The following is a 21725-nucleotide window of genomic DNA, read 5'->3' on the forward strand; positions in this document are numbered from 1 at the left end:
GGATGTCAACCAGGCCGTATTAACCATCTGACAGGCATCCGGTGCGATGCTCAAACGGCTTGGCGCCTTCGGGCCATTTTTTCGGGGATATTCATGTTCGCAATCATCGGCCTAGTCGTCCTGCTCGGCATGGTGTTCGGCGGCTTCATCTTCACCGGCGGCGACATCGGTCCGGTGCTGCACGCGCTTCCCCATGAAATGATCATCATCGGCGGCGCAGCCGTCGGCGCGCTCATCATCGGCAACAGCGGCGCGGACCTCAAGGCGCTGGGCGGCGGCCTGGGCAAGGTGTTCAAGGGGCCGCAATATAAGAAGCAGGATTTTCTCGACTGCATCTTCCTTGTCAGCAAGCTCATGAAGACGCTGCGGGTCGAAGGGCCGGTGGCGCTGGAGCCGCATATCGAGGATCCGGCCAGCTCGACCATCTTCTCCGAATATCCCAAGCTGATGAAGGACAAGACGCTGATCCACCTTATCAGCGACACGCTGCGCCTGGTGGTCGTGTCGTCCGGCACGCTCGATCCCCACGCGGTCGAGGAGGTGATGGACAACAGCCTCAAGACCCATCATCACGAAGCCCTGAAGCCCGCCGACAATTTGCAGGGCCTGGCCGACGCCCTCCCCGCGCTCGGCATCGTCGCGGCGGTGCTGGGCGTGGTCAAGACCATGGGCTCGATCGACCAGCCGCCATCGGTGCTGGGCGCGATGATCGGCTCGGCGCTGGTCGGCACTTTCCTCGGCGTGCTGCTTGCCTATGGCATGGTCAACCCCTTCGCCAATCGTTGCCGCGCGGTGATCGAGCAGGACGGCGCCATGTATCATGTCGTCAAGCAGATCATCATCGCCTCGCTCCACGGCCATCCCCAGCCGCTGGTGATCGAAGCCGCGCGCTCCAGCCTGATGCACGCCAATCAGCCCGGCTTTGCCGAGGTGTTTGACGGCATGCGGGGCAAATAAGCGATGGCCGAGAAGAAGCGCGGCGCGAACGAGCCCGAACCCAGGCCGATCATCGTCAAGAAGATCATCGTCGATGGCCATGGCGGCCATCATGGCGGCGCATGGAAGGTCGCCTATGCCGACTTCGTGACGGCGATGATGGCCTTCTTCCTGCTGATGTGGCTGCTGGGCGCGACCACCGAAAAGCAGCGCAAGGGCCTGGCCGACTATTTCACGCCGACGCTGGTCGAGCTGAAGATGGCGTCGGCCGGTTCGACTGGCTTGATGGGCGGCGACAGCATGATGAGCAAGGAAAATTACCCGACCACAGGCGGCCAGGGCAATCTTGCCATCACCATCCCGCGCGACGCCACCGGCACCAAGGATCAGGGCGGAAAGGCGACGCGCGCCGCCGACCGGCAGAAGTTCGAGGCGATCAAGAAGAGCCTTGAGGAGCGCATGGCGAAGAAGGGCTTGGCCAAGCTGCGCCGCAACATCCGCTTCACCGAAACGCGCGAGGGACTGCGCATCGACCTGATCGACGAAGCCGATTTCGCCATGTTCAAGTCGGGCACGGACCAGTTGGTGCCGCAGGCGCGGGCGCTGATCGCGGAAGTGTCGCAAGCGCTTCAGACCATGCCCAACCCATTGATCGTGCGCGGCCATACCGATGGCCTGCCCTATGCGGCCGGTCGGACGATGAACAACTGGATGCTCTCTTCCGCACGCGCCGAATCGACGCGTCAGGTGCTGAGCCAGAGCGGTATTCCCAACGCCCGCTTCGCCCGGATCGAAGGGGTCGCCGACCGCGAACCCTTCATCAAGAACGATGCCTATGACCCCCGCAACCGACGCATGTCGATCATCCTGGGCTGGACCCGGGGCGGCGGCAGCGGCGACGACGAAATGGACGCGGAAACCCGCGCCGCGATCAAGGAACGGGACGATCCGGCCAGGGTCGCGAAGGAAGCCGCGCGCAAGCTCGACATGGGCGGCACCGCATTGCCAAGCGGCGTCCAGCTGATCAATCCCACCGCCAGCAGCCATGAAGGCAAGGTCGGCAAGCATTAAATATACGGGCATTGGGCTTGCCGAGGGCGACGCCGCCTCCCTTCCACATGTCGGGCACCAGGGCGCTGCCCCTGTGCTGTCGTGGAAAATCAACCCATAGGGGCACAGCAGCGGATGGGCGTCGGGATCGGCGGCATCGCTCCTGAGGCGCGGGCGCGGGACAATATTCGACCACCGCCCGATGGTGTCGGATGACAGGCTTGTCAGTGCTTCATCCGACATGTCACTTGCACATCATCGCACAGTACCGCTTCAACCGCAGGACGAGCCCGATGATAAATTGCGAATTGCTTGATCTAAGGGCCTTGGTCGCGGTGGCTGAAGGCCGCAGTTTTCATCGTGCGGCACAGCAACTGAACCTGTCGCAACCTGCGCTCAGCAGGCGTATTCAGAAGCTGGAGCATTCGGTCGGCACTGTCCTGATAGAACGCACCACCCGCCACGTCCGCCTCACCGCGGCGGGTCGGGAAGTGGTGCCGCTCATCCGGCGCATGCTGGATGAAGTGGACGGATCTCTGGTCGGGCTAATGGCGGACGGCGAACGGCAGGCAGGCCGCATCACGCTCGCGAGCGTGCCAAGCGCGACCGTGCGTTTCCTTCCTGAAGTGCTGCAACGGTTCGGGCAGGACTATCGCAACACCCGCGTCCGGATCCTCGATCTGTCCGCGACGGACTGCGCGGAAGCGGTCCGCACCGGGGAGGCCGAATTCGGCTTGTCCTTGCCGGTGTCGACCGATGCCGACCTGTCATACGAGCCGCTGCACGACGATCCCTATGGTCTCGTCTGCCGGAAGGACGATCCGCTTGCGTCGATGGCGGATGTCGCGTGGAGCGATCTGGCGGATTTGCGCCTCGTCACCGTGCATAGGGCCAGTGGCAACCGGACGACGCTGGAGGCCGGGTTGGCGGCGCAAGGCATTCATCTGACCTGGTTCTATGAAGTCACGCGGCTCACCTCCGCGCTCGCCCTTGTCGACGCGGGGCTGGGGCCGTCGATCCTGCCCCGGCTCGCCTGCGCCGGGCCGGAAGCGCGCGACCTTGTCTGGCGGCCCTTGGGAGAGCCCGTAATTTTTCGGACCATCGGTCTTCTCAAACGGCCGTCCGCGCCCATTTCTCCTGCCGCGGCACGCCTCGTCACGCTTCTGGCGGAGGCTTGGCAGGCGGCGTGATCCGCTCGATCCGGGCTCCGTCCCATCGTGCCACCAGCAAGGTGGCGCTGATGTTCGCCAGACCGCTGGTCGTCGCGCGGATGGGCGAGAGGATGCGATCCACCGCGATCAGCATCGCAGCTGCGCTCAAGGGGATATCCGGCAGCAGGGACAAGGTCAGCAAAAGCGCCGAGAAGCCGCTGCCAGTCACGCCGGCCGCCGTCTTCGACGTCGCCAGCATGACCAGCAGGTAAGGCGCCAGCCTGTCGGGCGGCAAGGGGATGCCGAGCGCTTCCGACAGGAACAATGTTGCGACAACGAGATAGACAGCCGTTCCGGCGAGATTGAGCGTGTAGCCGAGCGGCACGGTCAGGCCGACGACCGCCGGACTGACGCCCATCGCCTCCAGCTTCGTTATGAGCCGCGGAAGAACCACTTCGCTCGACGACGTGCCGACCACGATCAGCAATTCGTCCCGGAAATGACGCAGCAGCGCCCAGCCATGCAGGCCAGTGGCGATCTGTACGGTAAGGACGAGGATGCCGGCAAGAACGAGGCAGGCGACCGCGAGCGTGGCGACCAGCATGCCCAGTGAACCGATGAAGCCGATGCCATAGGCCCCGACCGTGTAGGCGATGGCGCCGAAGGCTCCGACCGGGGCCAGGCGGACGAGAAAGCCGAAGATCGCGAACTGCAACTGCGTAAGCGCTCGAAGTCCCTTCGCGATCGGTTCTCCCGCCGGGCCGATGCGGATGAGGCCGAAGCCGACCAGCCCGGCGATGAAAAGCACGGGAAGGACATCCCCCGCCGTAAAGGCGGAGAAGAAGGTGTCCGGAATCATCCGCAGCAGGAAATCGCCCGGTCCATTGATCGGCGCGCCGCTCTGCTGGACATGCGGCGCAACGTCCAAGGCGACCGACCTCAGATTCAGCCCCGTGCCCGGCTGCATCACCATGCCGACCATCATGCCCGACAGCAGGGCGACCATGGTTATGGCCAGGAAGATGACGAGCGCACGGGCGATGGTGGAGCCTGTGCGCAATGCGCCGCCATGGAGCACGATCCCGTTGACGATAGTGCAGAAGAGGATCGGGGGAACCATCATCCGCATGATCTTTATGAAGGCAAGCCCAAGCGGCGCGAGCGCGATGCCCGCCGCCGGCCAGGCATAGCCAAGCACTGTGCCGGCCAGCACCCCCACCACCATCTGCACATAAAGCTGACGGAACAATCGCGCCTCCCCATTTATGCGCAAAATGGATCACATGGCCCATTCATTGCATTTGATAAAAATATTGGGCGGCGCGTAGATCGTCAACACAATGCGCTGCCGGTCGCGTCACAAGCGGCCACAGCGAAGAGGCCGAAGAGAGGAGAGGCGGCAATGCGCTCGCCAGATGAGCGACTTGGCATGACCGGGTCGACACGCACGACGCGGCGCGCATTTTGTCGCATGCCGATGCTGGCGGCGGCAGCCCTCCTGCTGGCCGGCTGCCAGACCCATGCCGGCTCCTCGGCGCGCCCCGCCGAACTTCACGTCTTTACCTCGGGCGGATTCAGCGCCGCCTTCGACACCCTGGCGTCGCAATATAGCGCCCAGACCGGCATCAGGATCGTGACCGGCCATGGCCCGTCGATGGGCGATACGGCCAACGCCATTCCCGCCCGCCTCGCCCGGCGTGAGCCCGCCGATGTCGTCATCCTCGCCCGTTCCGCGCTGGACAAGCTGGCCGCCGCGGGTCAGGTGGCGCCCGGCACGGAGATCGACCTTGGCCTGTCCAAGATCGCGGTCGCGGTAAAGGAAGGCGCGCCCCTTCCCGACATTTCGACGGCCGAGGCCGTACGGGCGACATTGCTCAAGGCCAAGTCCGTCGCCTGGTCCGACAGTGCCAGCGGCGTCTATATCCAGACGACCATGCTCGACCGGCTGGGCGTCGCCGATCAGGTCCGTCCCAAGGGCACGATGATCCCGGCGACCCCGGTGGGGGAAATCGTCGCCCAGGGCAAGGCCGAGATCGGCTTTCAGCAACTGTCCGAGCTGAAGCCGGTCAAGGGCATCCGCATCGTCGGCCTGCTGCCCGATTCGCTTCAGAAAGTGACGCCCTTTTCCGGCGGTGTTGTCGCCTATTCGCCTCGCCAAAAGCCGGCCAAGGCGCTCCTCGCCTATCTTTCTTCCCCCAGGGCCTATGCGGCGATCCGCGACACGGGCCTGGAACCGGCATCGCAAAAGGTGACCCCATGACCGCGCACAGCATTTCGTCGTCCACCGATCGTCCGGCGGAAGACGCCGAAAAGAAGAAGTCGGCCTTCAAGTCCATTTTCATCGTTGCCAGCGGCAACTTCCTGGAGATGTTCGACTTCATGGTGTTCGGCTATTACGCCACCTACATCTCGAAGGCGTTCTTTCCGACAGGCAGCGAGTTTGCGTCGCTCCTGCTGACGCTGATGACCTTCGGTGCTGGCTTCCTGATGCGCCCCGTCGGCGCGCTGGTGCTGGGCGCCTATGTCGATCATCATGGTCGCCGCAAGGGGCTTTTGCTGGTGCTTGGCCTGATGGCGCTGGGCACGCTCGCCATCGCGGTCACCCCGACCTATGAACAGATCGGCCTTGCCGCGCCGATCATCATCCTGGTCGGACGCCTGATCCAAGGCCTGTCCGCCGGCGTGGAGGTGGGCGGCGTATCCGTCTATCTCAATGAAATCGCACCGCCGCACCGCAAGGGCTTCTTCACGTCGTGGCAATCCGCCAGCCAGCAGGCAGCGGTGGTGTTCGCCGCACTCATCGGCCTTGCGGTTTCGACCAGCCTGTCGCCCGAAACGATGCAGGCCTGGGGCTGGCGCGTGCCCTTCATCATCGGCTGCGTGATGATCCCCTTCCTGTTCGTCATCCGCACCCATGTCGAGGAAACCGAGGCGTTCCTGAACCGCAAGGAGCATCCGCAGATCGGCCAGATCATGCGCATCATCGGCGCCAACTGGGGCATCGTCCTCCAGGGTGCGCTGATGGCGGTGATGACCACGGTCTTTTTCTACATGATCACCGCCTACACCCCGACCTTCGGCAGCAAGGTGCTGAACCTGGGTGCGGGCGAAAGCCTCTTCGTCACCGCCTGCGTTGGCGTCACCAACTTCGTCCTGCTGCCGGTCATGGGCGCGCTGTCGGACAAGATCGGCCGCCGCCCGCTGCTGATCACCGCCACGCTGCTTGGCGCGGCACTCGCCTATCCGCTGATGAGCTGGCTGGTGGCCGCGCCGACCTTTGGCAAGCTGCTGGCCGTCGAGCTTCTGCTGGCGGCGATCTACGCCACCTACAACGGCGCCTTCATCGTCTATCTGACCGAAGTGATCCCCGGCCATGTCCGCACCGTCGGCTTCAGCCTGGCCTACAGCATGGCGACCGCGATCTTCGGCGGCTTCACGCCGGCGATCAGCACCGCCCTGATCGGCGCGACGGGGGACAAGGCGATCCCCGGCGCCTGGTGCGCCGCCGCCGCCTTGCTGTCCCTGCTCGCGCTGCTGATCGGCAGCCGGGTCAACCGGGCAAAGGCCGAATAACCGCAGATTGATCGAATTCGACATAACAACATAAAATTGGGAGACTGAAGATGAACCGCACTCTGAAAGGCATGATTTATCAAGGCGCGGCACTCGCGCCGCTGGCGATCGCGCTGGCCCTTGGCGCGCCTGTCGCCGCGCAGGTGCAGGATGCGACGCCCCCCGCCGCCGAACCGGCCAGCGCCACGCCCACTGACGCGGCGGCGCTGGACGCCAGCGCCGAAGCCAGCGCGCCTGCCGCTTCCGATGGCGACATCGTCGTCACCGGCAGCCGCGTCGCCAACGGTTTCAAGACGCCCACGCCCGTCACCATGGCGAGTTCCGAACAGCTGCGCGTCGCAGCGCCGACCAACCTTGCCGATGGCCTGAACCAGCTTCCCGCCTTCAACGGCAGCACCAAGACGTCCAACCCCTCGACCACCAACAGCCGTGGCGGCAGCAGCGGCCAGAACCTGCTCAACCTGCGTGGCCTGGGTGCGCAGCGGACGCTGATCCTGCTCGACGGTCGCCGCCTGCCCGCGACCAACAGCGGTGGGTCGGTGGACATCAACATCATTCCGCAGGGATTGGTGAGCCGCGTCGACGTCGTGACCGGCGGCGCGTCGGCCGCCTATGGCTCGGACGCGGTGGCCGGCGTCGTAAACTTCGTGCTCGACACCAAGCTCAAGGGTTTCAAGGCCGAAGCGCTGACGGGCATTTCGACCCATGGCGACCTGCCGTCCTTCGGCGGATCGCTGGCTTATGGCACATCGGGCGCGGACGACCGGCTGCGCTTCATCGCTGGCATCGACTATTTCTACCAGAAGGGCCTGCGCGCCGACCAGGAGACCCATCGCGACTGGTTCGACGACAATGCGGGGCAGATCGTCAATCCGGTGGCGGGCGCCCGCCCGCTCAACCTTATCATCCCCTCCATCCGCAGCTCGATCGGCACCTATGGCGGCCTGATCAGCGCAGGGCCGCTGCGGGGCACGCAGTTTCTCGAAGGTGGCCGCTCCGCGCCGTTCAACTATGGCACGATCACCGGCACGGCCTTCCAGAGCGGCGGCGATGGCGCGCGCGCCAATATCGGGCTTCAGCCCACGCAGGAACGCTATAATGGCTTTGCCCGCGTCGAATTCGAAGCGTCACCCGCCTTCACCCTTTTCGCCGAAGGGCTTTACGCGCGCAGCCATACCAACCAGGGCGCGTTCGTCAGCCAGAATGTGGGCTCCAACGCCGCCTACACCATCTATCGCGACAACGCCTACCTGCCCGCCGACATCCTGGCGCGCATGATCGCGGCCAACGTCCAGTCCTTCCAGCTCGGCCGGTTCGAAGGCGAATTACCGCTGGTCGAGAATGAATCGACCATCGACGTCTATCACGCCTCCGTTGGCGCGCGCGGCGACATCGGCGGAACGTGGAAGTGGGACGCTTCCTATAATTTCGGCCAGTCCGATCAGGAGTTGCGGTCCAATCACCTTACCATCGCCCGCAACCTCTACGCCTCGGCCGACGCGGTTCGTGCGCCCTCCGGGCAGATCGTGTGCCGTTCGACGCTGGCCGGCCTCGACCCGGGCTGCACCCCGCGCAACCTCTTTGGCCCGCAGGCCCCGAACCAGGCGATTAGCGATTATGTGACGGGCGACAACGTCCTCAACCTGCGGCTGAGGCAGCATGTGGTGTCGGCCAATATTCGCGGCGACCTGGGCGAAAATCTGCAACTGGCCGGTCCCATCGCGGTCGCGGCTGGCGTTGAATATCGCAAGGAATCGGCCGATCAGACCACCGATGCCCTCTCGCCCACGCGCATCGATTTTACCGGCATTCGCGGTGGCCCGGCTGCGCTCAACGGACGTCAGGGCCCCTATCGCTTCTTCAACCCGCTTCCCTTCTCCGGCGAATATGACATTCGCGAAGGCTATCTGGAGGTCGCGATCCCGGTCCTCAGGGACAGCGCGATCGCCCAGTCGCTCGACCTGAACGGGGCCATCCGCTACGCCGACTACAGCACGTCGGGCGGCGTCACGACATGGAAACTGGGCGGCAGCTGGCAGGTGAATGACGCCGTGCGCTTCCGCGGCACCTGGTCGCAGGATATCCGCGCACCCAACCTGCTCGAACTGTTCAATCCCGCGACGCAGCTTAACGGCAATGTCGTTTACCGGGGCGTGACGACACCGCAGGTGAACTTTGCCACCGGCAACCCGAACCTGAAGCCGGAGCGCGCCCGCACGCTGACCTTTGGCGGCGTCTATCAGCCTGGCTGGCTGCCCGGCTTCCAGGCGTCGGTCGACTATTACAAGATCAAGCTCAAGGACGCGATCACGACGCTAGCGGAACAGCGCGTGGTCGACGAATGCGCGGCGGGCAACCAGACCCAGTGCGCCAACATCACGGTGCTGCCTTCGGGATCGCTCAGCATCCTGCGCCCCAACCTCAACCTGGCGGTGCAGACCGTCGCCGGCATCGATTTCGAACTCGGCTACAAGACCGAGTTTGCCGGCGGCGACCTTAACGTGCGACTGATCGGAAACCACGCGACCGAAAACAACTCGCAGACTCCCGGATCGCCGGTACGCGAGGCGCTGGGCGAAACCATCACGCCCAAATGGAGCGGCGTACTTCAGGCCAACTGGTCGAACGAGGCCTTCTCGCTGTTCGTGCAGGAGCGTTTCATCAGCGCGGCGAAGCTGGACGCGACGCGGATCGAGGGTATCGACATCAATGACAATACGACGCCCGCGGTCTTCTACACCAACGTCACCGCAACCTATAATCTCAATCTGGGCGGCGGGAAGCAGCAGGTCTACCTGTCGGTCGCCAACCTGTTCGACCGCGATCCCCCGCTCTCGCCGCCGCCCGTGACGACTTTTACCACAGCGGCCAGCAGCGCCTATGATCCGATCGGCCGCTACATCACGGCCGGCGTGCGGCTATCGTTCTGATCCTCCCTATGGGGGTGCGGTCCGCCGCGCCCCCGCCCTTTTATGGAGCATTCCATGGTCACCGCCCCACCCGCCGGCATGAGGCCGGTGCAACGGCAAGTGCTGGATCATATGCTGGCCCAGATGCGCGGCCAGACGAGCGATGTTCTGATGATGCAATATGGCATCAGCTATAATACATGGCGCAAGATCCGGGCAGGCGATCCGATCCGCAACTCGGTCGCCGAACGATTGGAGCAGCGGGTTTTTGACGGTATCAGTCGGTAGGGCATCGCGATCATTGGAGGTGAGCCGGGGCAATTGTCCTTGCTTACCGCATGTCATCGAATTTTGGTCGGCCCATGCCTGATTCCCCCCGCTCTTACCGCGTCATTGCCCTGGTCGTCGCGTTCGCGCTGTTCATGCAGCAGCTGGACTCCACCGTGCTGTCGATCGCCCTGCCTGCCATGTCCCGCGACTTCTGCATCCCGGCATCGGGCCTCAGCCTCGCGCTTACATCCTATCTGGTTGCGCTTGCCGTGTTCATTCCCGCAAGCGGCAGCTTGTCGGACCGGTTCGGATCCCGCACGATTTTCTGCGCCGCGATCGTTGTCTTCATGGCCGGCTCCATCGCATGCGCGCAATCCTCCACTCTTGCCGCCCTCGTCACCGCGCGCTTTCTGCAGGGGATAGGCGGGGCGATGATGGTGCCCGTCGGGCGGCTGGTGCTGCTGCGCAGCGTCGACAAGGACGATCTGGTCGCAGCCCTGTCCTGGCTGGTCATGCCGGCGCTCGTCGGCCCCATCGTGGGTCCGCCGATCGGCGGCTTTATCGTGACCTATCTCGACTGGCGGTGGATTTTCTACATCAACGTGCCCATTGGCCTGGTCGGCCTTGCTCTCGCGATCGGCCTGATACCCCAGATCAAAACGACGGTCGCGACGCGGTTCGATTTGCCGGGCTTTCTGCTCTCCGGCATCGCGCTCGGCTGCGCCGTCTTTGGCCTGGAACTGGCGAGCCATGCCGTTCCCACCGCCTTGATCGTCGGGCTTCTCGCCTGTGGCATCCTGTTCGGGGCCGCATATGGCCGGCGCGCGCGGCGCGTTGCCGATCCGATCCTGGACCTGTCCCTGTTGCGGATACCGACCTTCGGTCTATCCGTGGCTGGCGGGACGCTCGTCCGCATCGCGCAGGGAGGGCAGCCGTTCCTCCTGCCACTCCTGTTCCAGCTCGGTTTTGGATTGTCGGCCGCCACCGCAGGCACGATCATGATGGCCAACGCCCTGGGCGCTCTGGCGATGAAGCCGCTCGCGCCTGCAATCATTCGCCGGTTCGGTTACCGCAACAGCCTTACCGGCGCCAGCATCGGTGCCGCGATCGCAATCGGCAGTTGCGCCCTGTTCAGGCCTGATTGGCCCCACCTGGCGGTGGCGGCGATCCTGTTTGCGTCCGGCTTTTTCACATCGCTGCTCTTTACCGGCTACAACGCCCTGGCCTTCGTCGATGTGGATCAGATGAAGATGAGCGCGGCTACCGGCCTCTATGCCACCTTTCAGCAGCTCAGCCTGTCGCTCGGAATATGCTTTGCCGCCACCTTGCTCGAACTGAATGGCGCCGTGTCCGTTGACGCGATCGCAGCAGTCTTCATCGCCATCGGCCTGACGGCCTTCTGCGCGACATTCACGAACCGGCTGCTGAAATCCGACGCCAGCAACGTGGTGACCAACAGGGATGAACAGTAATTTGCGTCAGGCTCGGGCGCTGGCGATAGAGCATTGCGCTGCGCTGTAACGCTTTCTCGTCGTCTTCATTCCCGTCCATTCCTTGGGTCGGAATGAGCTTAACACCCTGTCCAGATTTCCAGCACAACCTCAAACAGGCATGGTCTGCGCTGGCTGATCGGATACAAACATGGTTCGGCATGCTTGACATCCTTGTGAACAACGCCGGGTTCGGAAAATTCTCGTCGATCGCTGACACGACGCTCGCGCAATCGACCTGAGCAAGGCTCCGGTCGAAATCGCCATACCGGCAACCCGGTTCAAATATTTCACGCTCAACATCTTCGATATTTTCGGCAATCCCAGCAACCTCAGCAATCGCACCATCGCCGTCAAGGGTGGCCGCTTCCTGCTCGTGCCGCGCGGCTGGCGGGGAACCTGTCTCTTATACACATCTGACGCTGCCGACGATTCTGGTGCGCGCCTTCGCCCAGTCCGACGCCGAAGTCCGGACCGCGCGCGCTTTTCAGGATGCGGTCAGGATCATCGCTCCGCAAGGCGACGGAACGGCGGGCTCCGATGGCGACGCATTGCCACCACCACCCGTCCCCGGCGCCATCGGCTATATCCGGGCGCTCGACCATGTGCTTCGGGCCAATGGCTTGCAGCCGGGCGAGGAGGCGCTCGTGGCGCGTTTCCGGCCGCTCGGCATAATGGGCGACCGCCCCTTCGATCCCGATACGCTGTCCCCCGCGACGCGAGCGGCGATCGAAGGCGGTTATGCGGATGCGCTGGGCATTCTTACACCTGCCAAGTCGCAACTGGGCGAGCCGACCGGCACGGGCTGGATGAAGGTCAACAAGGGTGTGTACGGCTTCAATTATCTGCGCCGTTCCGTTATCAACATGGCTGGGCTCGGCGCAAACGTGCGCGAAGAGAACGCCGCCGCCCGTCAACAGCTTCTGGTCCGTCACGCTCTACGACGCGAAGACCTTCGCCCTTTATCCTAACCCCCTGCGCCGCTATCTGGTAAGCGACCGGACCAAGGGGTTGAAGGTACAGAAGGATGGGTCGATCGACATCCGCATACAGCACGCTACATCGTCCGGGGGAAACTGGCTTCCTGCGCCCGCGGGCCCATTTTTCGTCGTGATTCGCGCCTACGGGCCAAAGCCTGAGAGGCTGACCGGCCAATGGCTGCCCCCGCCCATTTCGAAGGAAGACGACGCGCGATGAACGCCCTTGTCGAAGACAATAGCGGCACTGCCGCCGTGCGTCCGGGATATGAGTTGGATCTGGGAGCACTGGACGCTTGGATGCGCGCCAATGTCGCTGACTATGGCGCACCGCTGACTGTTGAACAGTTCAGGGGCGGGCAATCCAACCCCACCTACAAGCTGATCACGCCCGCCAAGACCTACGTCCTGGGCAAGCAACCGCCCGGCCCCCTGCTCAAGGGCGCCCACGCGCTCGACCGGGAGGCAAGAGTGCTCACCGGCCTCTCGCAGGCGGGCTTTCCGGTCGCCGCCGTCCATGGCCTGTGCACCGATCCCACCGTCATCGGCACGATCTTCTACGTCATGGACATGGTCGAAGGCCGCATCTTCTGGGATGCTGCGATTCCTGAAGTATCCCATGCGGAAAGAGCCGCGCTATTCGATGCGATGAACGCGACGATCGCCGACCTCCACAGCATCGATCATGTGGCGGCCGCCCTCGGCATAGCCGATGAAGAGGCCTATCTCGCCGCCTATTGCCGGCGCAGGGGATTGGCAGACATGCCGGGCTACGACTTCTATATCGCCTTCAACGTCTTTCGCCTCGCGGCCATCTTCCACGGAATCAAGGGTCGGGTCATCCGAGGCAACGCCTCCTCCGCGCAGGCGCGCGAGCGCGTCGCCGTGCTGCCGGAGCTGATGCACCTCGCGTGGCGGCAGGCGGAAAGAGCCGGCGCTCGATGAACGGTCCGGCCATCACTCTCGACATTGATGACGGCATCGCATGGCTGACGCTGGCACGCCCCGAAAAGCGCAACGCCGTCGATCCTGAATTCGCATTCCGCCTGTATGAACTGGCGGAGCGATGCGCGTCGGACCCGGCCATACGCTGCGTCGTCCTCAGCGGAAGCGGCAAGTTCTTTTGCGTCGGCGGCGACATTGATGCTTTCTCCGCCGCCGGGGAAGATGCCGAAGCAGCGGTCGGGGCCCTCGCCCGCAGTTTCCACACCGGCATTCATCGGCTTGCCACGATGGAAAAGCCTTTGGTCACGGCGATCAATGGTCCTGCCGCCGGCGCCGGGCTCAGCCTTGCGATACTGGGGGACATCGCCCTTGCGGCCGCCTCTGCGCATTTCACCTCGGCCTACAGCGCCGTTGGGCTCACGCCGGATGGTGGCGCGTCATGGTGGCTCCCCCGCCTGATCGGTATGCGCCGGGCGCAGGAGATGATCTTGACCAATCGACGGATCGGGGCGGAGGAAGCGGCCACCATCGGCCTGGTAACGCGCGTGGTTCCCGACGACGCGCTCCGTACCGAAGCATCGACTGTTGCCTCCGCGCTTGCGAAGGGGCCGATCCGCGCGCTCGCCAGATGTCGCGCTTTGCTGGTCGAATCGGCAACCGCCGACCTTTCCACCCAACTGGATCGCGAAGCCGCCTCTATTGCCGAGTCCGCCGGAGCGGCCGAAGGGCGGGAAGGAGTCGCCGCTTTCTTGGCGAAACGACCACCGCATTTCGTATGACCGCAGGTTGACGGACAAGGCACGCTACAAGCCGCATGAACGTCGACCAGCCTCAGATCGCTCGCCTCCGCCAGCAACGCCGCAACATGATCGGCTTGCTCCAAAAGGTTGGAGCGACGATCGCCTCCCATCGACCGCGCCGAGTATGTCTGGGTCGGCCGATAAAGCCGATGCCAAGGTCATTGCGGTGCTCGGCGCTATCCCAAACGCGTCTCTCACTGCCCGGCAGGCGCCACCACCCTCCATCGCCGCCACAATACGCACCCGCAAATCATCAATAGGGCCTGCCCATATATCGCCAGCCTCAAACTCGGCTGAAAGCCTCAATCAGTTTTCACGACAGATGGGAATCCTCCCAACGATTCAACTCGGTCGGATACGAGTCTAGCACTTATTTGTGCATGCCTTCATTCCAGCGGATTTCACTTGCCACGATGACAGACTGGTCGCGCGTGATCGACCAGAGGCGATGTGGCATTTTGGGATCCCAGTCGATCGCCTGACCTTCGGTGGCGATGGGGATGGTCGTCGCCAGTTCCAGCGTCGATCCGGCTTCGGGCAGACGCATGACGTAGAGTTCAGGCCTGTCATGTCCTGTGACGTAAAGGCGGCCGTCCGCCCCCCAGCTCATGCCGGAACAGCTGAAAGGCGCGAAGCGTGCCAGCACCTCGGCAGGAAACAGCCAGCCGCGCAGCCGCCGGAAATCATCGTCAAGCTGCACCAGCGTGGTGTAGCGATGGTCGCGGCCAGCTTCCCCGCCCTTCCCGTCATAATTGGCGAACATCGCCCACCACGTTCCGTCATGGCGATCAAGGGCCGTTAGCGACCCCGGCCCCATGCCCAGGCTGATGCTGCGGACATGGCGCAGGCTTTTCGTATCGAAGATTTCGACGGCGCTGGTTTGCGGCACGGCAGGATAGTTGGAGGCGGCGCATATTAGTTCGCTGCCCACGATTGTGCAGCTGTTCATATGCGGGAAAAGTCTCCGGTCGCCCTTCCACTGCGCGATACGGACGCCGTCGCTGATCCGGTATTTTCCGATCCGGTCATTGTCGATCGCATAGATATGGACGCCATCGGACGCGACGCCCTGCCGCGCTTCCTCGGCTGCTATGCGCAACGTAACCGGCGCGCTGTTCGCAGGGGATGGCGGTGCTTCGATGCCCTGAACGGCAAGCAGAAATGGCAGGAGGAGCGGCGCAAACATGACCCATATATATCCCGATATTTGTGACGGGATCATGATCGGTGCAATCATGACATGCCATTCGTTCAGACTTCATCGTTCCGTCACGAATAGTGCATCAGCCTGTTACCAACGTCCGACATGGGCGGTTTATGCAGTGCTTCCGTGAGCCGCTATCGCCGAACGATAAAGCTATCGTCGATAGCGATGGCGAAGTCAGTTCGCCGCCACATATCCTGGTCTTTCTTCACGCCCCCGGACCAGGTGGAGTAGAGCGTATTGCGTTGCGGCTGGTCACGGGCTGGCAGAAAGTCGGGATTGACGTGCGCCTGATGCTAGGGAATCCGGCAGGCCCGATGCAGCATGACCTGCCGCCCGGCAATGCCACCCAATATATGCCATCCTGGCCGCTGATCGGTCGCCGCCTGGCTAGCCTCCACCTCCTGGTCGCGACATTGCGCGCCATCGATGCGCGACGACCCGACATTCTGTTTTGCGCTGGCAACGTCTATGCGATCATTGCCGTGCTACTGAAATTGCGGCTGGGACGGCGCTGTCCGCTCATTCTGGCCAAGGTCAGCAACGACCTCATGCGATCCGACATGCACTGGATCATGCGGCCCCTTTATGGCTTCTGGCTGCGCATGCAGGGCAAAATGATCGACCATTTCGCCGCCCTGTCCGATCCCATGGCGCGGGAAGTGGCGGCACGGATGGGCGTCGATCGGGCGCGCGTGCATGTGGTGCCCAATCCGGTGCTGGCGCTGACGGATCTGGATGCCGTCGTGGCGCCACCTTCATCGTCATCACCGCAACAGGGCAGGCGTTTCGTGGCTGTCGGCCGGCTGGAACGCCAGAAAAATTATCCGCTGATGCTGCGCGCCTTCGCAGAGGGGCGTGGGCCAGACGACAGGCTGACCATTTTCGGGGAAGGCCGTGCGCGTTTTCAGCTGGAACGCCTGGCCGACCGCCTCGGCATTGCGGCGAAGGTGCATTTTGCCGGGTTCAGCGCCGATATTCGTCGCCAACTGCCGCACCATGACCTGCTGCTGCTCTCATCCCGCTATGAAGGGCAGCCAGGCGTCGTGGTCGAAGCGCTGGCGTGCGGCCTTCCGGTCATCGCCACCCGCTGCTGCGCGAGCATGTCCTCCCTGCTGGACGATGGCGCGCTCGGCACGCTGATCGATGGTGGCGACGAGACCGCATTCGCCAATGCCATCCGCACCGCGGACCCGGATAGTCAGGACCGCCCGCGCGCTCGTGACAAGGCGGCGTCGTTCACCATCGAACGCGCTGTTCCCGCCTACCGCGCGCTCTTCCATCACATGCTGGCAACGCACCCCCACCGGCGGCGCGCTGCCCTTGCCAAACCTTGTTCGCAATCTCTTTTTGAGGCGCAGCTATCATGAGCCATGCCGATGCGCTTGTCCCGCTGATCAATGCGCAGGGTACGCGCGCGATGCTGGACCCCACCCCGCTTGTCCGGTCCGGTCGCAACTGGACGGCATGGTTCGGCCCGCTCATCTCCTTTGCGATACTGGCGGTCGTGTTCGTTCAGATCGGCTCCTTCGATTTTCACAAACTCATCGCGATGCTGCCGCGCACGCCGCTTTTCTGGCTGGTGTTCGCTGTGACATACAGCCTGACGCCGCTATGCGACTGGGTCATCTTCAACCGGCTGTGGTCGATCCCCGCCGGCGGCCTGTCTGCCCTGTTCCGCAAGCGGATCAGCAACGAACTGCTGCTCGGCTATGTGGGCGACGTCTATTTCTACGCCTGGGCGCGGCGGCATGTGTCGATGGCCGGATCACCCTTTGGCGCGGTCAAGGATTCAGCGATATTGTCGGGCGTGATGGGCAACATTGTCACGCTGGCGATGCTGCTCTTCACGCTGCCCCTCCTGTCATCGCTGCGACTGGCGATGGACGGGCGGGCGCTGGGGATATCGCTGACCATCCTTGTTGTGACCTCCTTTGGCCCGGTCCTGTTCAGTCGCAAGGTATTCAGCCTGCCCTGGCGGGAGCGGCGGATGGTGGCAGGGGTCCATCTGGCGCGGATCATCGCCAATGTGCTGCTCTATGCAACGTTGTGGCACCTGCTGCTGCCCGATGTCGCGTTGAGCTGGTGGTTCATGCTTTCGACGCTACGGCTGGTCCTGTCCCGCCTGCCGATGGTGCCGAACAAGGATGTGCTGTTTGCAGGCGTCGCGGTGTTCCTGGTCGGGCGTGAGCTGGAAATTGCGGAGGTGCTGGCGATGGTCGCCAGCCTGCTGCTCGCCGCGCATCTGCTGGTCGGACTGATCCTTGGCCTGAGCGGCGTCGTGAAACATCGGAGGCGGGCATGACCGTCCTGGCGATCTGGGTAACCAGCATGATCGCCGCCGCTGCGGTGCCGATCATCCCTTCAACCCCCGATCTGGGCAAGGCGGAGGCACGCTGTCGCCCCGGTGAGAACGGCCCGTCCTTGCTGCTCGACATAGTGGGACTGAAGGACCGAAAGGGCCGCCTGAAGGCGGAAGTCTATCCCGCCAACGATCAGGACTTTCTTCAGGACGACAATATCCTGATCTCTCAGGGCAAGATTTTCCGCCGGGTCGAGGTGCCGGTCGGGCAAGGTTCCACGCAAAATGACCATAGCGCGCAAATATGCGTCCGTGTGCCGGGGCCGGGCCGTTATGCGGTCAGCGTGCTGCACGATCGCGACGGTAACCGGAAATTCGGGTTGTCGGTTGATGGCGTCGGCTTTGGCGGCAATCCCAAATTGGGCATGGGCAAGCCAAAGGCGGCGTCGGCCACCCTGGTTGTTGGCACCGGCCCTACGCGCGGGCGGATCATCATGAATTACCGTCGGGGATTATTGTCCTTCGGCCCGCTCAAGGCGCTTTAGGCCATGCGGATCGTCGATATATGCGCCTTTTACGCACCGCAGGGCGGGGGCGTCAAAACCTATGTCCGGCACAAGATGCTGGCGGGCCCCGCGCGCGGCCATGAAGTCATCATCCTTGCGCCGGCGGCGCAGGCGCATGTCGAATATTTCGGCGATCATGCCCGCATCGAATATGTGCCGGGTCGCCGCTTCCCGCTCGACGGGCGCTATCATTATTTCCATGACGAAGCGGCTCTACACGCCCGCCTGGACGCCTTGCGTCCCGATCTGGTGGAAGCATCGACCCCGTGGGGCAGCGCATCGATGGTCGCCAACTGGCGTGGCGATGTGCCACGCAGCCTGATCATGCACGCCGATCCGCTGGGCAACTACGCCTATCGCTGGTTTCGCAGTCTGGCCAGTCGCGAGCAGATCGACCGCGGGTTCGACTGGTTCTGGCGGCATTTGCGGCGTCTGGACGCGCGCTTCGATCATATCGTCTGCGCCAGCGACGAACTGGCGACACGGCTGGCGAATGGCGGTTTGCGGCATGTGGTCACCAACCGCATGGGGGTGCAGCCCGGCATCTTCTCCCCCCGGCACCGCGACACGGATCTGCGGCGACGGCTGCTGCAATGGTGCGATCTGGATGAAGATGCGCTGTTGCTGTTCGGCGCGGGCCGTCACGCGCCGGAAAAACGGTGGCCAATGATCATTGAGGCCGCGACCGCCTGTGGCTTTGATCGTCCGGTCGGCCTCGTCATTGCTGGCGATGGCCGCGCGCGCGCCAGCGTGCAACGCGCCGCGGCGGACAATCCGCATGTCCGGTTGATGGCACCTGTCACCGACCGCCAGGCCTTCGCCAGTCTGCTCGCAAGCGCCGATGCGCTGGTCCATGGCAGCGAATCCGAAACCTTCTGCATGATCGCGGCAGAGGCGCGGGCCAGTGGCATTCCGATGTTCCTGCCCGATGGCGGCGCGGCGGCGGATCATCTGGTGCCGGGCGCTGGCCATCATTACCGCGCGGCGGACGCATCCAGCCTGGCGGCCGCCATTCGCCTGTTCCTGACGCAGGGGCCAGCCGATCATCTCGCCAACGCCTGCTCAGTGGCCGCCGGCACGCGCACGATGGACGCGCATTTCGCTGAGCTTTTCACCCTCTATGAAGGGACCAGACGGAGACTTCCCCTCGCTGCATGACAATTGCTGGTCGGATCGGTGACGGGGTCCGCCTTCGAACTTTCATCATATTGCAGCGCACAAGAAACGCGCACGACTCAATGGCGGGCTATGACGAAGCCAGCCATTGGGGGGCATCATCATGTACAAGACTATGCGAGCCGTGCTGTTTGCAGGGCTGGTCAGTTTCGTCGCGACCGGATCGACCAGTAGCAGCCTGCCATATCGTCTCGATACGGCGCAGCTATTGCCGCACGGCGGCAATACGACGCTCTCCATGATGACCTATAATATCAAGGGTTTGCCGTGGCCGCTCGCCTTTGACCGCGACGCCGCGCTGGCGCGGATAGGCGGACGTCTGCGCGCGCTGCGACAACGGGGGCAGCAACCCCATATCCTGTTATTGCAGGAAGCCTTCACGCCACAGGCGGCAGAGATTGCGCGGACGTCCGGCTATCGACACATGACCTTCGGACCGGATCGACTGATGCGTTCGTCGATCGCGCCCGCAACGGCGGACCAGGCGTTTCTTGCTGACGCCCGGTGGGATCGCGGCGAGGCGATGGGGAAACAGACCGACAGCGGCCTCATCATCCTGTCTGACTATCCCATCCTCCGCGTCCAGCGCCTCGCCTTCCCCGATTTCGCCTGCGCCGGGTTCGATTGCCTCGCCAACAAGGGCGTTGTGATCGCCGACATACAGGTTCCCGGCGAAGAGAAGCCCGTGGCCATCGTCAATACCCACCTCAATGCGCGCAAGGCGTCGGGCGTCTCCGTGGCGCGATCGCTGGCGGCCTTTGCGCGGCAGGTCGATCTGACCGCGCGCTTCATTGCCCGCGCCGTCCCGCGCGACCGCACATTGATGATCGGCGGCGACATGAACATTGGCGGCAATAACGATCGCAGCCACATCTTCTTCGACAGCTTTTCCCGCCATGGCCTGTCGTTCGTCGCACCGGCGCAGGGCGGCGCGCAGATCGCGCTGCAACAGGCAGCCGTCCCCGTTCGGCAGGTGCGCGATGACCTCATCCACGCGGCCCAGCGTCGCAAGGACTGGATCTTCGCGCGCGCCGGGCACGGCACCTCGCTCGTCGTGAAAGGCGCGCATGTGCCGTTCGGGTCGGAGCCTGACGGCGAGCCGCTCTCCGATCATTTCGGCTATGTCATCGCCTATGACCGCCAGCGCCCACAATTGGCGCTTGCCGATGCCAGCCCTGCGCTGAAAAGCGAATATCGCTGATGCGCGGCCTGTATCTACTGGGCCTGGTCGCGCTCGCGCTCCAGGCCGGTACCGCATCGGCGCAGGATCTGTTCGTCGACCAAAGCATCAGCTTCACGCTGAAGCCTGCGATCCGGCGATCGCCCCTGCTCGAAGCGCGGAGCATCAGGCCGGATCAGGGCTGGATCGGCGCGATCCGCCCGGTGCCCCGTGACGAGCCAGACCATGTCGTCGCCCTGCGCCTCCAGCGCCAGAGCCGGCGGTTCATCGGGGCGCAGGCGGACATTGCACCCCAGATGGACAAATCGGCTTACGACCATCGCCCGCGCAGCCGTACAAGGATGCTTTCGGTCGAGGATCATTTCGCCCTCTCCGATCAGATGGCGATGACGCTGGGCTTTGCCGGCCTGAAAGTCAGTAACCGCAATGCCAATGTGACCATCGGCAGTGGCGATGATCGCCTGCGCGCGCGGGACTGGTTTTTGCCCCACGCCGTCGTCCACTACCGTCCAACGCCTGCAATCACGCTGTCGATGGACTATAATGAGTCCATGCGCGCCTATGGCGATACCGGCTTTACCGGCCCGCTCGGCCTTTCGCGCCCCGAATTCGAGACTTTGCGCCGCACCCTCCGCCCTGAAAAAGGCCGGATCGCGTCGATTGGCGGTCAATGGTCGGGCGGGGACATGATGGTAACGACCAGCCTCTATCGGGCCGACATTCGCAACCGCCTTTCCTTTGCCGATCGTGCCTATCTGCCGACCAATATCGGGTCTGCCAGCCTGTTTGGCGTCAAAATGACGGCCCGGCATCAGCTGACGCCGCATCTCGACTGGTCCGTCCGCTATCAGCAGGCAGCGGTGGACACCATGAGCGGGCGATCCGTGCAGGAACGGGAAATGGCCCTTGCAGCCGCATGGACCAGCGGCGCGTGGCGTGTCGCGGCGCAGACATCGCGCAGCAGCCGCGCGGCGCTGGCAGCATTGGGCACCCGACAATCGCCCCTGCGCGCCGAAGGCAGCATCGAATATACGCCCGTGCAACGGGATGGCCAGCGATTGCGCTTTGCCGCGCGCTTCATCAATCCCAGCCGCCTCGTCAGCATCGGCCTGTCCGGCCCGACCGCGATGGGGAGCCTTCATGCCGTCGACCATACCCGCGCCGTCATGTTCAGCGCCGACATGGGCTGGTAAGCA

General features: G+C 63.8%; 20 protein-coding genes and 1 pseudogene. 19 read left to right on the top strand and 2 right to left on the bottom strand.

Annotation, left to right across the window (positions count from 1 at the left end; translation table 11 throughout):
* The first annotated feature begins 93 nt into the window (after nt 1-93).
* The 3 genes from motA to AX724_RS20815 all read left to right on the top strand — a co-directional run bounded on the left by motA (nt 94) and on the right by AX724_RS20815 (nt 3176).
* On the top strand, nt 94-957 hold the full coding sequence (gene motA, locus AX724_RS20805) for a flagellar motor stator protein MotA (protein WP_066770629.1): 864 nt from the start codon (nt 94-96) through the stop codon (nt 955-957).
* Between the two features lie 3 nt (nt 958-960).
* Nucleotides 961-2007: a flagellar motor protein MotB gene (locus tag AX724_RS20810; protein ID WP_066770632.1), complete on the top strand. Its 1047-nt coding sequence runs from the start codon at nt 961-963 to the stop codon at nt 2005-2007.
* Between the two features lie 272 nt (nt 2008-2279).
* Nucleotides 2280-3176: a LysR family transcriptional regulator gene (locus AX724_RS20815; RefSeq protein WP_066770635.1), complete on the top strand. Its 897-nt coding sequence runs from the start codon at nt 2280-2282 to the stop codon at nt 3174-3176.
* Here the strand turns inward: AX724_RS20815 and AX724_RS20820 are convergent.
* Nucleotides 3142-4386 (bottom strand): cation:dicarboxylate symporter family transporter, encoded by a 1245-nt coding sequence (locus AX724_RS20820; RefSeq protein WP_066770641.1) that lies wholly within the window; start codon nt 4384-4386, stop codon nt 3142-3144. The genes AX724_RS20815 and AX724_RS20820 overlap by 35 nt on opposite strands.
* A gap of 153 nt (nt 4387-4539) precedes the next feature.
* On the opposite strand from AX724_RS20820, the gene AX724_RS20825 reads away from it, so the two are divergent.
* From AX724_RS20825 to AX724_RS20860, 10 genes and pseudogenes are all read left to right on the top strand, one after another.
* Nucleotides 4540-5397 (top strand): substrate-binding domain-containing protein, encoded by an 858-nt coding sequence (locus tag AX724_RS20825; RefSeq protein ID WP_231736779.1) that lies wholly within the window; start codon nt 4540-4542, stop codon nt 5395-5397.
* Complete coding sequence (locus AX724_RS20830) at nt 5394-6710, top strand: MFS transporter (RefSeq protein WP_066770642.1); 1317 nt, start codon at nt 5394-5396, stop codon at nt 6708-6710. The genes AX724_RS20825 and AX724_RS20830 overlap by 4 nt, the downstream gene beginning before the upstream one ends.
* A gap of 50 nt (nt 6711-6760) precedes the next feature.
* Nucleotides 6761-9640: a TonB-dependent receptor plug domain-containing protein gene (locus AX724_RS20835; protein ID WP_082733627.1), complete on the top strand. Its 2880-nt coding sequence runs from the start codon at nt 6761-6763 to the stop codon at nt 9638-9640.
* 54 nt (nt 9641-9694) lie between these two features.
* Nucleotides 9695-9907: a hypothetical protein gene (locus AX724_RS20840; RefSeq protein WP_066770647.1), complete on the top strand. Its 213-nt coding sequence runs from the start codon at nt 9695-9697 to the stop codon at nt 9905-9907.
* A 74-nt stretch (nt 9908-9981) separates the two neighbouring features.
* Nucleotides 9982-11361 carry an MFS transporter gene (locus AX724_RS20845; RefSeq protein ID WP_231736780.1) on the top strand — a complete coding sequence of 460 codons (1380 nt, stop codon included), beginning with the start codon at nt 9982-9984 and terminating at the stop codon, nt 11359-11361.
* Between the two features lie 283 nt (nt 11362-11644).
* Nucleotides 11645-11722, top strand: a pseudogene (locus AX724_RS24645) (hypothetical protein); the annotation flags it as partial.
* A 16-nt stretch (nt 11723-11738) separates the two neighbouring features.
* Nucleotides 11739-12350, top strand: coding sequence for a hypothetical protein (locus AX724_RS24650; protein ID WP_231736785.1), 612 nt, complete (start codon nt 11739-11741; stop codon nt 12348-12350).
* The gene (locus AX724_RS24655; protein WP_231736784.1) at nt 12250-12576 is read left to right on the top strand and encodes a DUF1214 domain-containing protein; all 327 of its coding nucleotides are present in this window, start codon (nt 12250-12252) and stop codon (nt 12574-12576) included. Before AX724_RS24650 ends, AX724_RS24655 begins: the two co-directional genes overlap by 101 nt.
* Nucleotides 12573-13301 carry a phosphotransferase family protein gene (locus AX724_RS20855; RefSeq protein ID WP_066770653.1) on the top strand — a complete coding sequence of 243 codons (729 nt, stop codon included), beginning with the start codon at nt 12573-12575 and terminating at the stop codon, nt 13299-13301. The genes AX724_RS24655 and AX724_RS20855 overlap by 4 nt, the downstream gene beginning before the upstream one ends.
* Nucleotides 13298-14080, top strand: coding sequence for an enoyl-CoA hydratase/isomerase family protein (locus tag AX724_RS20860; protein WP_066770655.1), 783 nt, complete (start codon nt 13298-13300; stop codon nt 14078-14080). Before AX724_RS20855 ends, AX724_RS20860 begins: the two co-directional genes overlap by 4 nt.
* A gap of 391 nt (nt 14081-14471) precedes the next feature.
* Here AX724_RS20860 and AX724_RS20865 read toward each other — a convergent pair whose 3' ends face one another.
* Entirely contained in the window at nt 14472-15287 is an 816-nt protein-coding gene (locus AX724_RS20865) for a hypothetical protein (RefSeq protein WP_066770774.1), read from the bottom strand.
* 131 nt (nt 15288-15418) lie between these two features.
* Here AX724_RS20865 and AX724_RS20870 point away from each other — a divergent pair, with 131 nt between their 5' ends.
* The 6 genes from AX724_RS20870 to AX724_RS20895 all read left to right on the top strand — a co-directional run bounded on the left by AX724_RS20870 (nt 15419) and on the right by AX724_RS20895 (nt 21722).
* Complete coding sequence (locus tag AX724_RS20870) at nt 15419-16675, top strand: glycosyltransferase (RefSeq protein WP_066770663.1); 1257 nt, start codon at nt 15419-15421, stop codon at nt 16673-16675.
* Entirely contained in the window at nt 16672-17610 is a 939-nt protein-coding gene (locus AX724_RS20875; protein ID WP_066770666.1) for a hypothetical protein, read from the top strand. The genes AX724_RS20870 and AX724_RS20875 overlap by 4 nt, the downstream gene beginning before the upstream one ends.
* The gene (locus tag AX724_RS20880; protein ID WP_066770669.1) at nt 17607-18152 is read left to right on the top strand and encodes a DUF2141 domain-containing protein; all 546 of its coding nucleotides are present in this window, start codon (nt 17607-17609) and stop codon (nt 18150-18152) included. Before AX724_RS20875 ends, AX724_RS20880 begins: the two co-directional genes overlap by 4 nt.
* A gap of 3 nt (nt 18153-18155) precedes the next feature.
* The gene (locus tag AX724_RS20885; RefSeq protein ID WP_066770672.1) at nt 18156-19331 is read left to right on the top strand and encodes a glycosyltransferase; all 1176 of its coding nucleotides are present in this window, start codon (nt 18156-18158) and stop codon (nt 19329-19331) included.
* Between the two features lie 121 nt (nt 19332-19452).
* Nucleotides 19453-20550, top strand: a complete 1098-nt coding sequence (locus tag AX724_RS20890; RefSeq protein ID WP_066770776.1) for an endonuclease/exonuclease/phosphatase family protein — start codon at nt 19453-19455, stop codon at nt 20548-20550.
* Nucleotides 20550-21722 (top strand): TonB-dependent receptor domain-containing protein, encoded by a 1173-nt coding sequence (locus AX724_RS20895; protein ID WP_066770675.1) that lies wholly within the window; start codon nt 20550-20552, stop codon nt 21720-21722. The genes AX724_RS20890 and AX724_RS20895 overlap by 1 nt, the downstream gene beginning before the upstream one ends.
* The last annotated feature ends 3 nt before the right edge of the window (nt 21723-21725 follow it).

The sequence above is a fragment of the Sphingobium sp. CCH11-B1 genome (assembly GCF_001556865.1).
Lineage (GTDB): Bacteria > Pseudomonadota > Alphaproteobacteria > Sphingomonadales > Sphingomonadaceae > Sphingobium.

Coding starts and splice junctions, on each gene's coding strand:
- motA (WP_066770629.1), top strand. CDS start 94: ATGTTCGCAATCATCGGCCTAGTCGTCCTGCTCGGCATGGTGTTCGGC.
- AX724_RS20830 (WP_066770642.1), top strand. CDS start 5,394: ATGACCGCGCACAGCATTTCGTCGTCCACCGATCGTCCGGCGGAAGAC.
- AX724_RS20860 (WP_066770655.1), top strand. CDS start 13,298: ATGAACGGTCCGGCCATCACTCTCGACATTGATGACGGCATCGCATGG.
- AX724_RS20880 (WP_066770669.1), top strand. CDS start 17,607: ATGACCGTCCTGGCGATCTGGGTAACCAGCATGATCGCCGCCGCTGCG.
- AX724_RS20835 (WP_082733627.1), top strand. CDS start 6,761: ATGAACCGCACTCTGAAAGGCATGATTTATCAAGGCGCGGCACTCGCG.
- AX724_RS20840 (WP_066770647.1), top strand. CDS start 9,695: ATGGTCACCGCCCCACCCGCCGGCATGAGGCCGGTGCAACGGCAAGTG.
- AX724_RS20845 (WP_231736780.1), top strand. CDS start 9,982: ATGCCTGATTCCCCCCGCTCTTACCGCGTCATTGCCCTGGTCGTCGCG.
- AX724_RS20875 (WP_066770666.1), top strand. CDS start 16,672: ATGAGCCATGCCGATGCGCTTGTCCCGCTGATCAATGCGCAGGGTACG.
- AX724_RS20885 (WP_066770672.1), top strand. CDS start 18,156: ATGCGGATCGTCGATATATGCGCCTTTTACGCACCGCAGGGCGGGGGC.
- AX724_RS20825 (WP_231736779.1), top strand. CDS start 4,540: ATGCGCTCGCCAGATGAGCGACTTGGCATGACCGGGTCGACACGCACG.
- AX724_RS20895 (WP_066770675.1), top strand. CDS start 20,550: ATGCGCGGCCTGTATCTACTGGGCCTGGTCGCGCTCGCGCTCCAGGCC.
- AX724_RS20855 (WP_066770653.1), top strand. CDS start 12,573: ATGAACGCCCTTGTCGAAGACAATAGCGGCACTGCCGCCGTGCGTCCG.
- AX724_RS20865 (WP_066770774.1), bottom strand. CDS start 15,287: ATGTTTGCGCCGCTCCTCCTGCCATTTCTGCTTGCCGTTCAGGGCATC.
- AX724_RS20890 (WP_066770776.1), top strand. CDS start 19,453: ATGTACAAGACTATGCGAGCCGTGCTGTTTGCAGGGCTGGTCAGTTTC.
- AX724_RS20870 (WP_066770663.1), top strand. CDS start 15,419: ATGCAGTGCTTCCGTGAGCCGCTATCGCCGAACGATAAAGCTATCGTC.
- AX724_RS20815 (WP_066770635.1), top strand. CDS start 2,280: ATGATAAATTGCGAATTGCTTGATCTAAGGGCCTTGGTCGCGGTGGCT.
- AX724_RS20810 (WP_066770632.1), top strand. CDS start 961: ATGGCCGAGAAGAAGCGCGGCGCGAACGAGCCCGAACCCAGGCCGATC.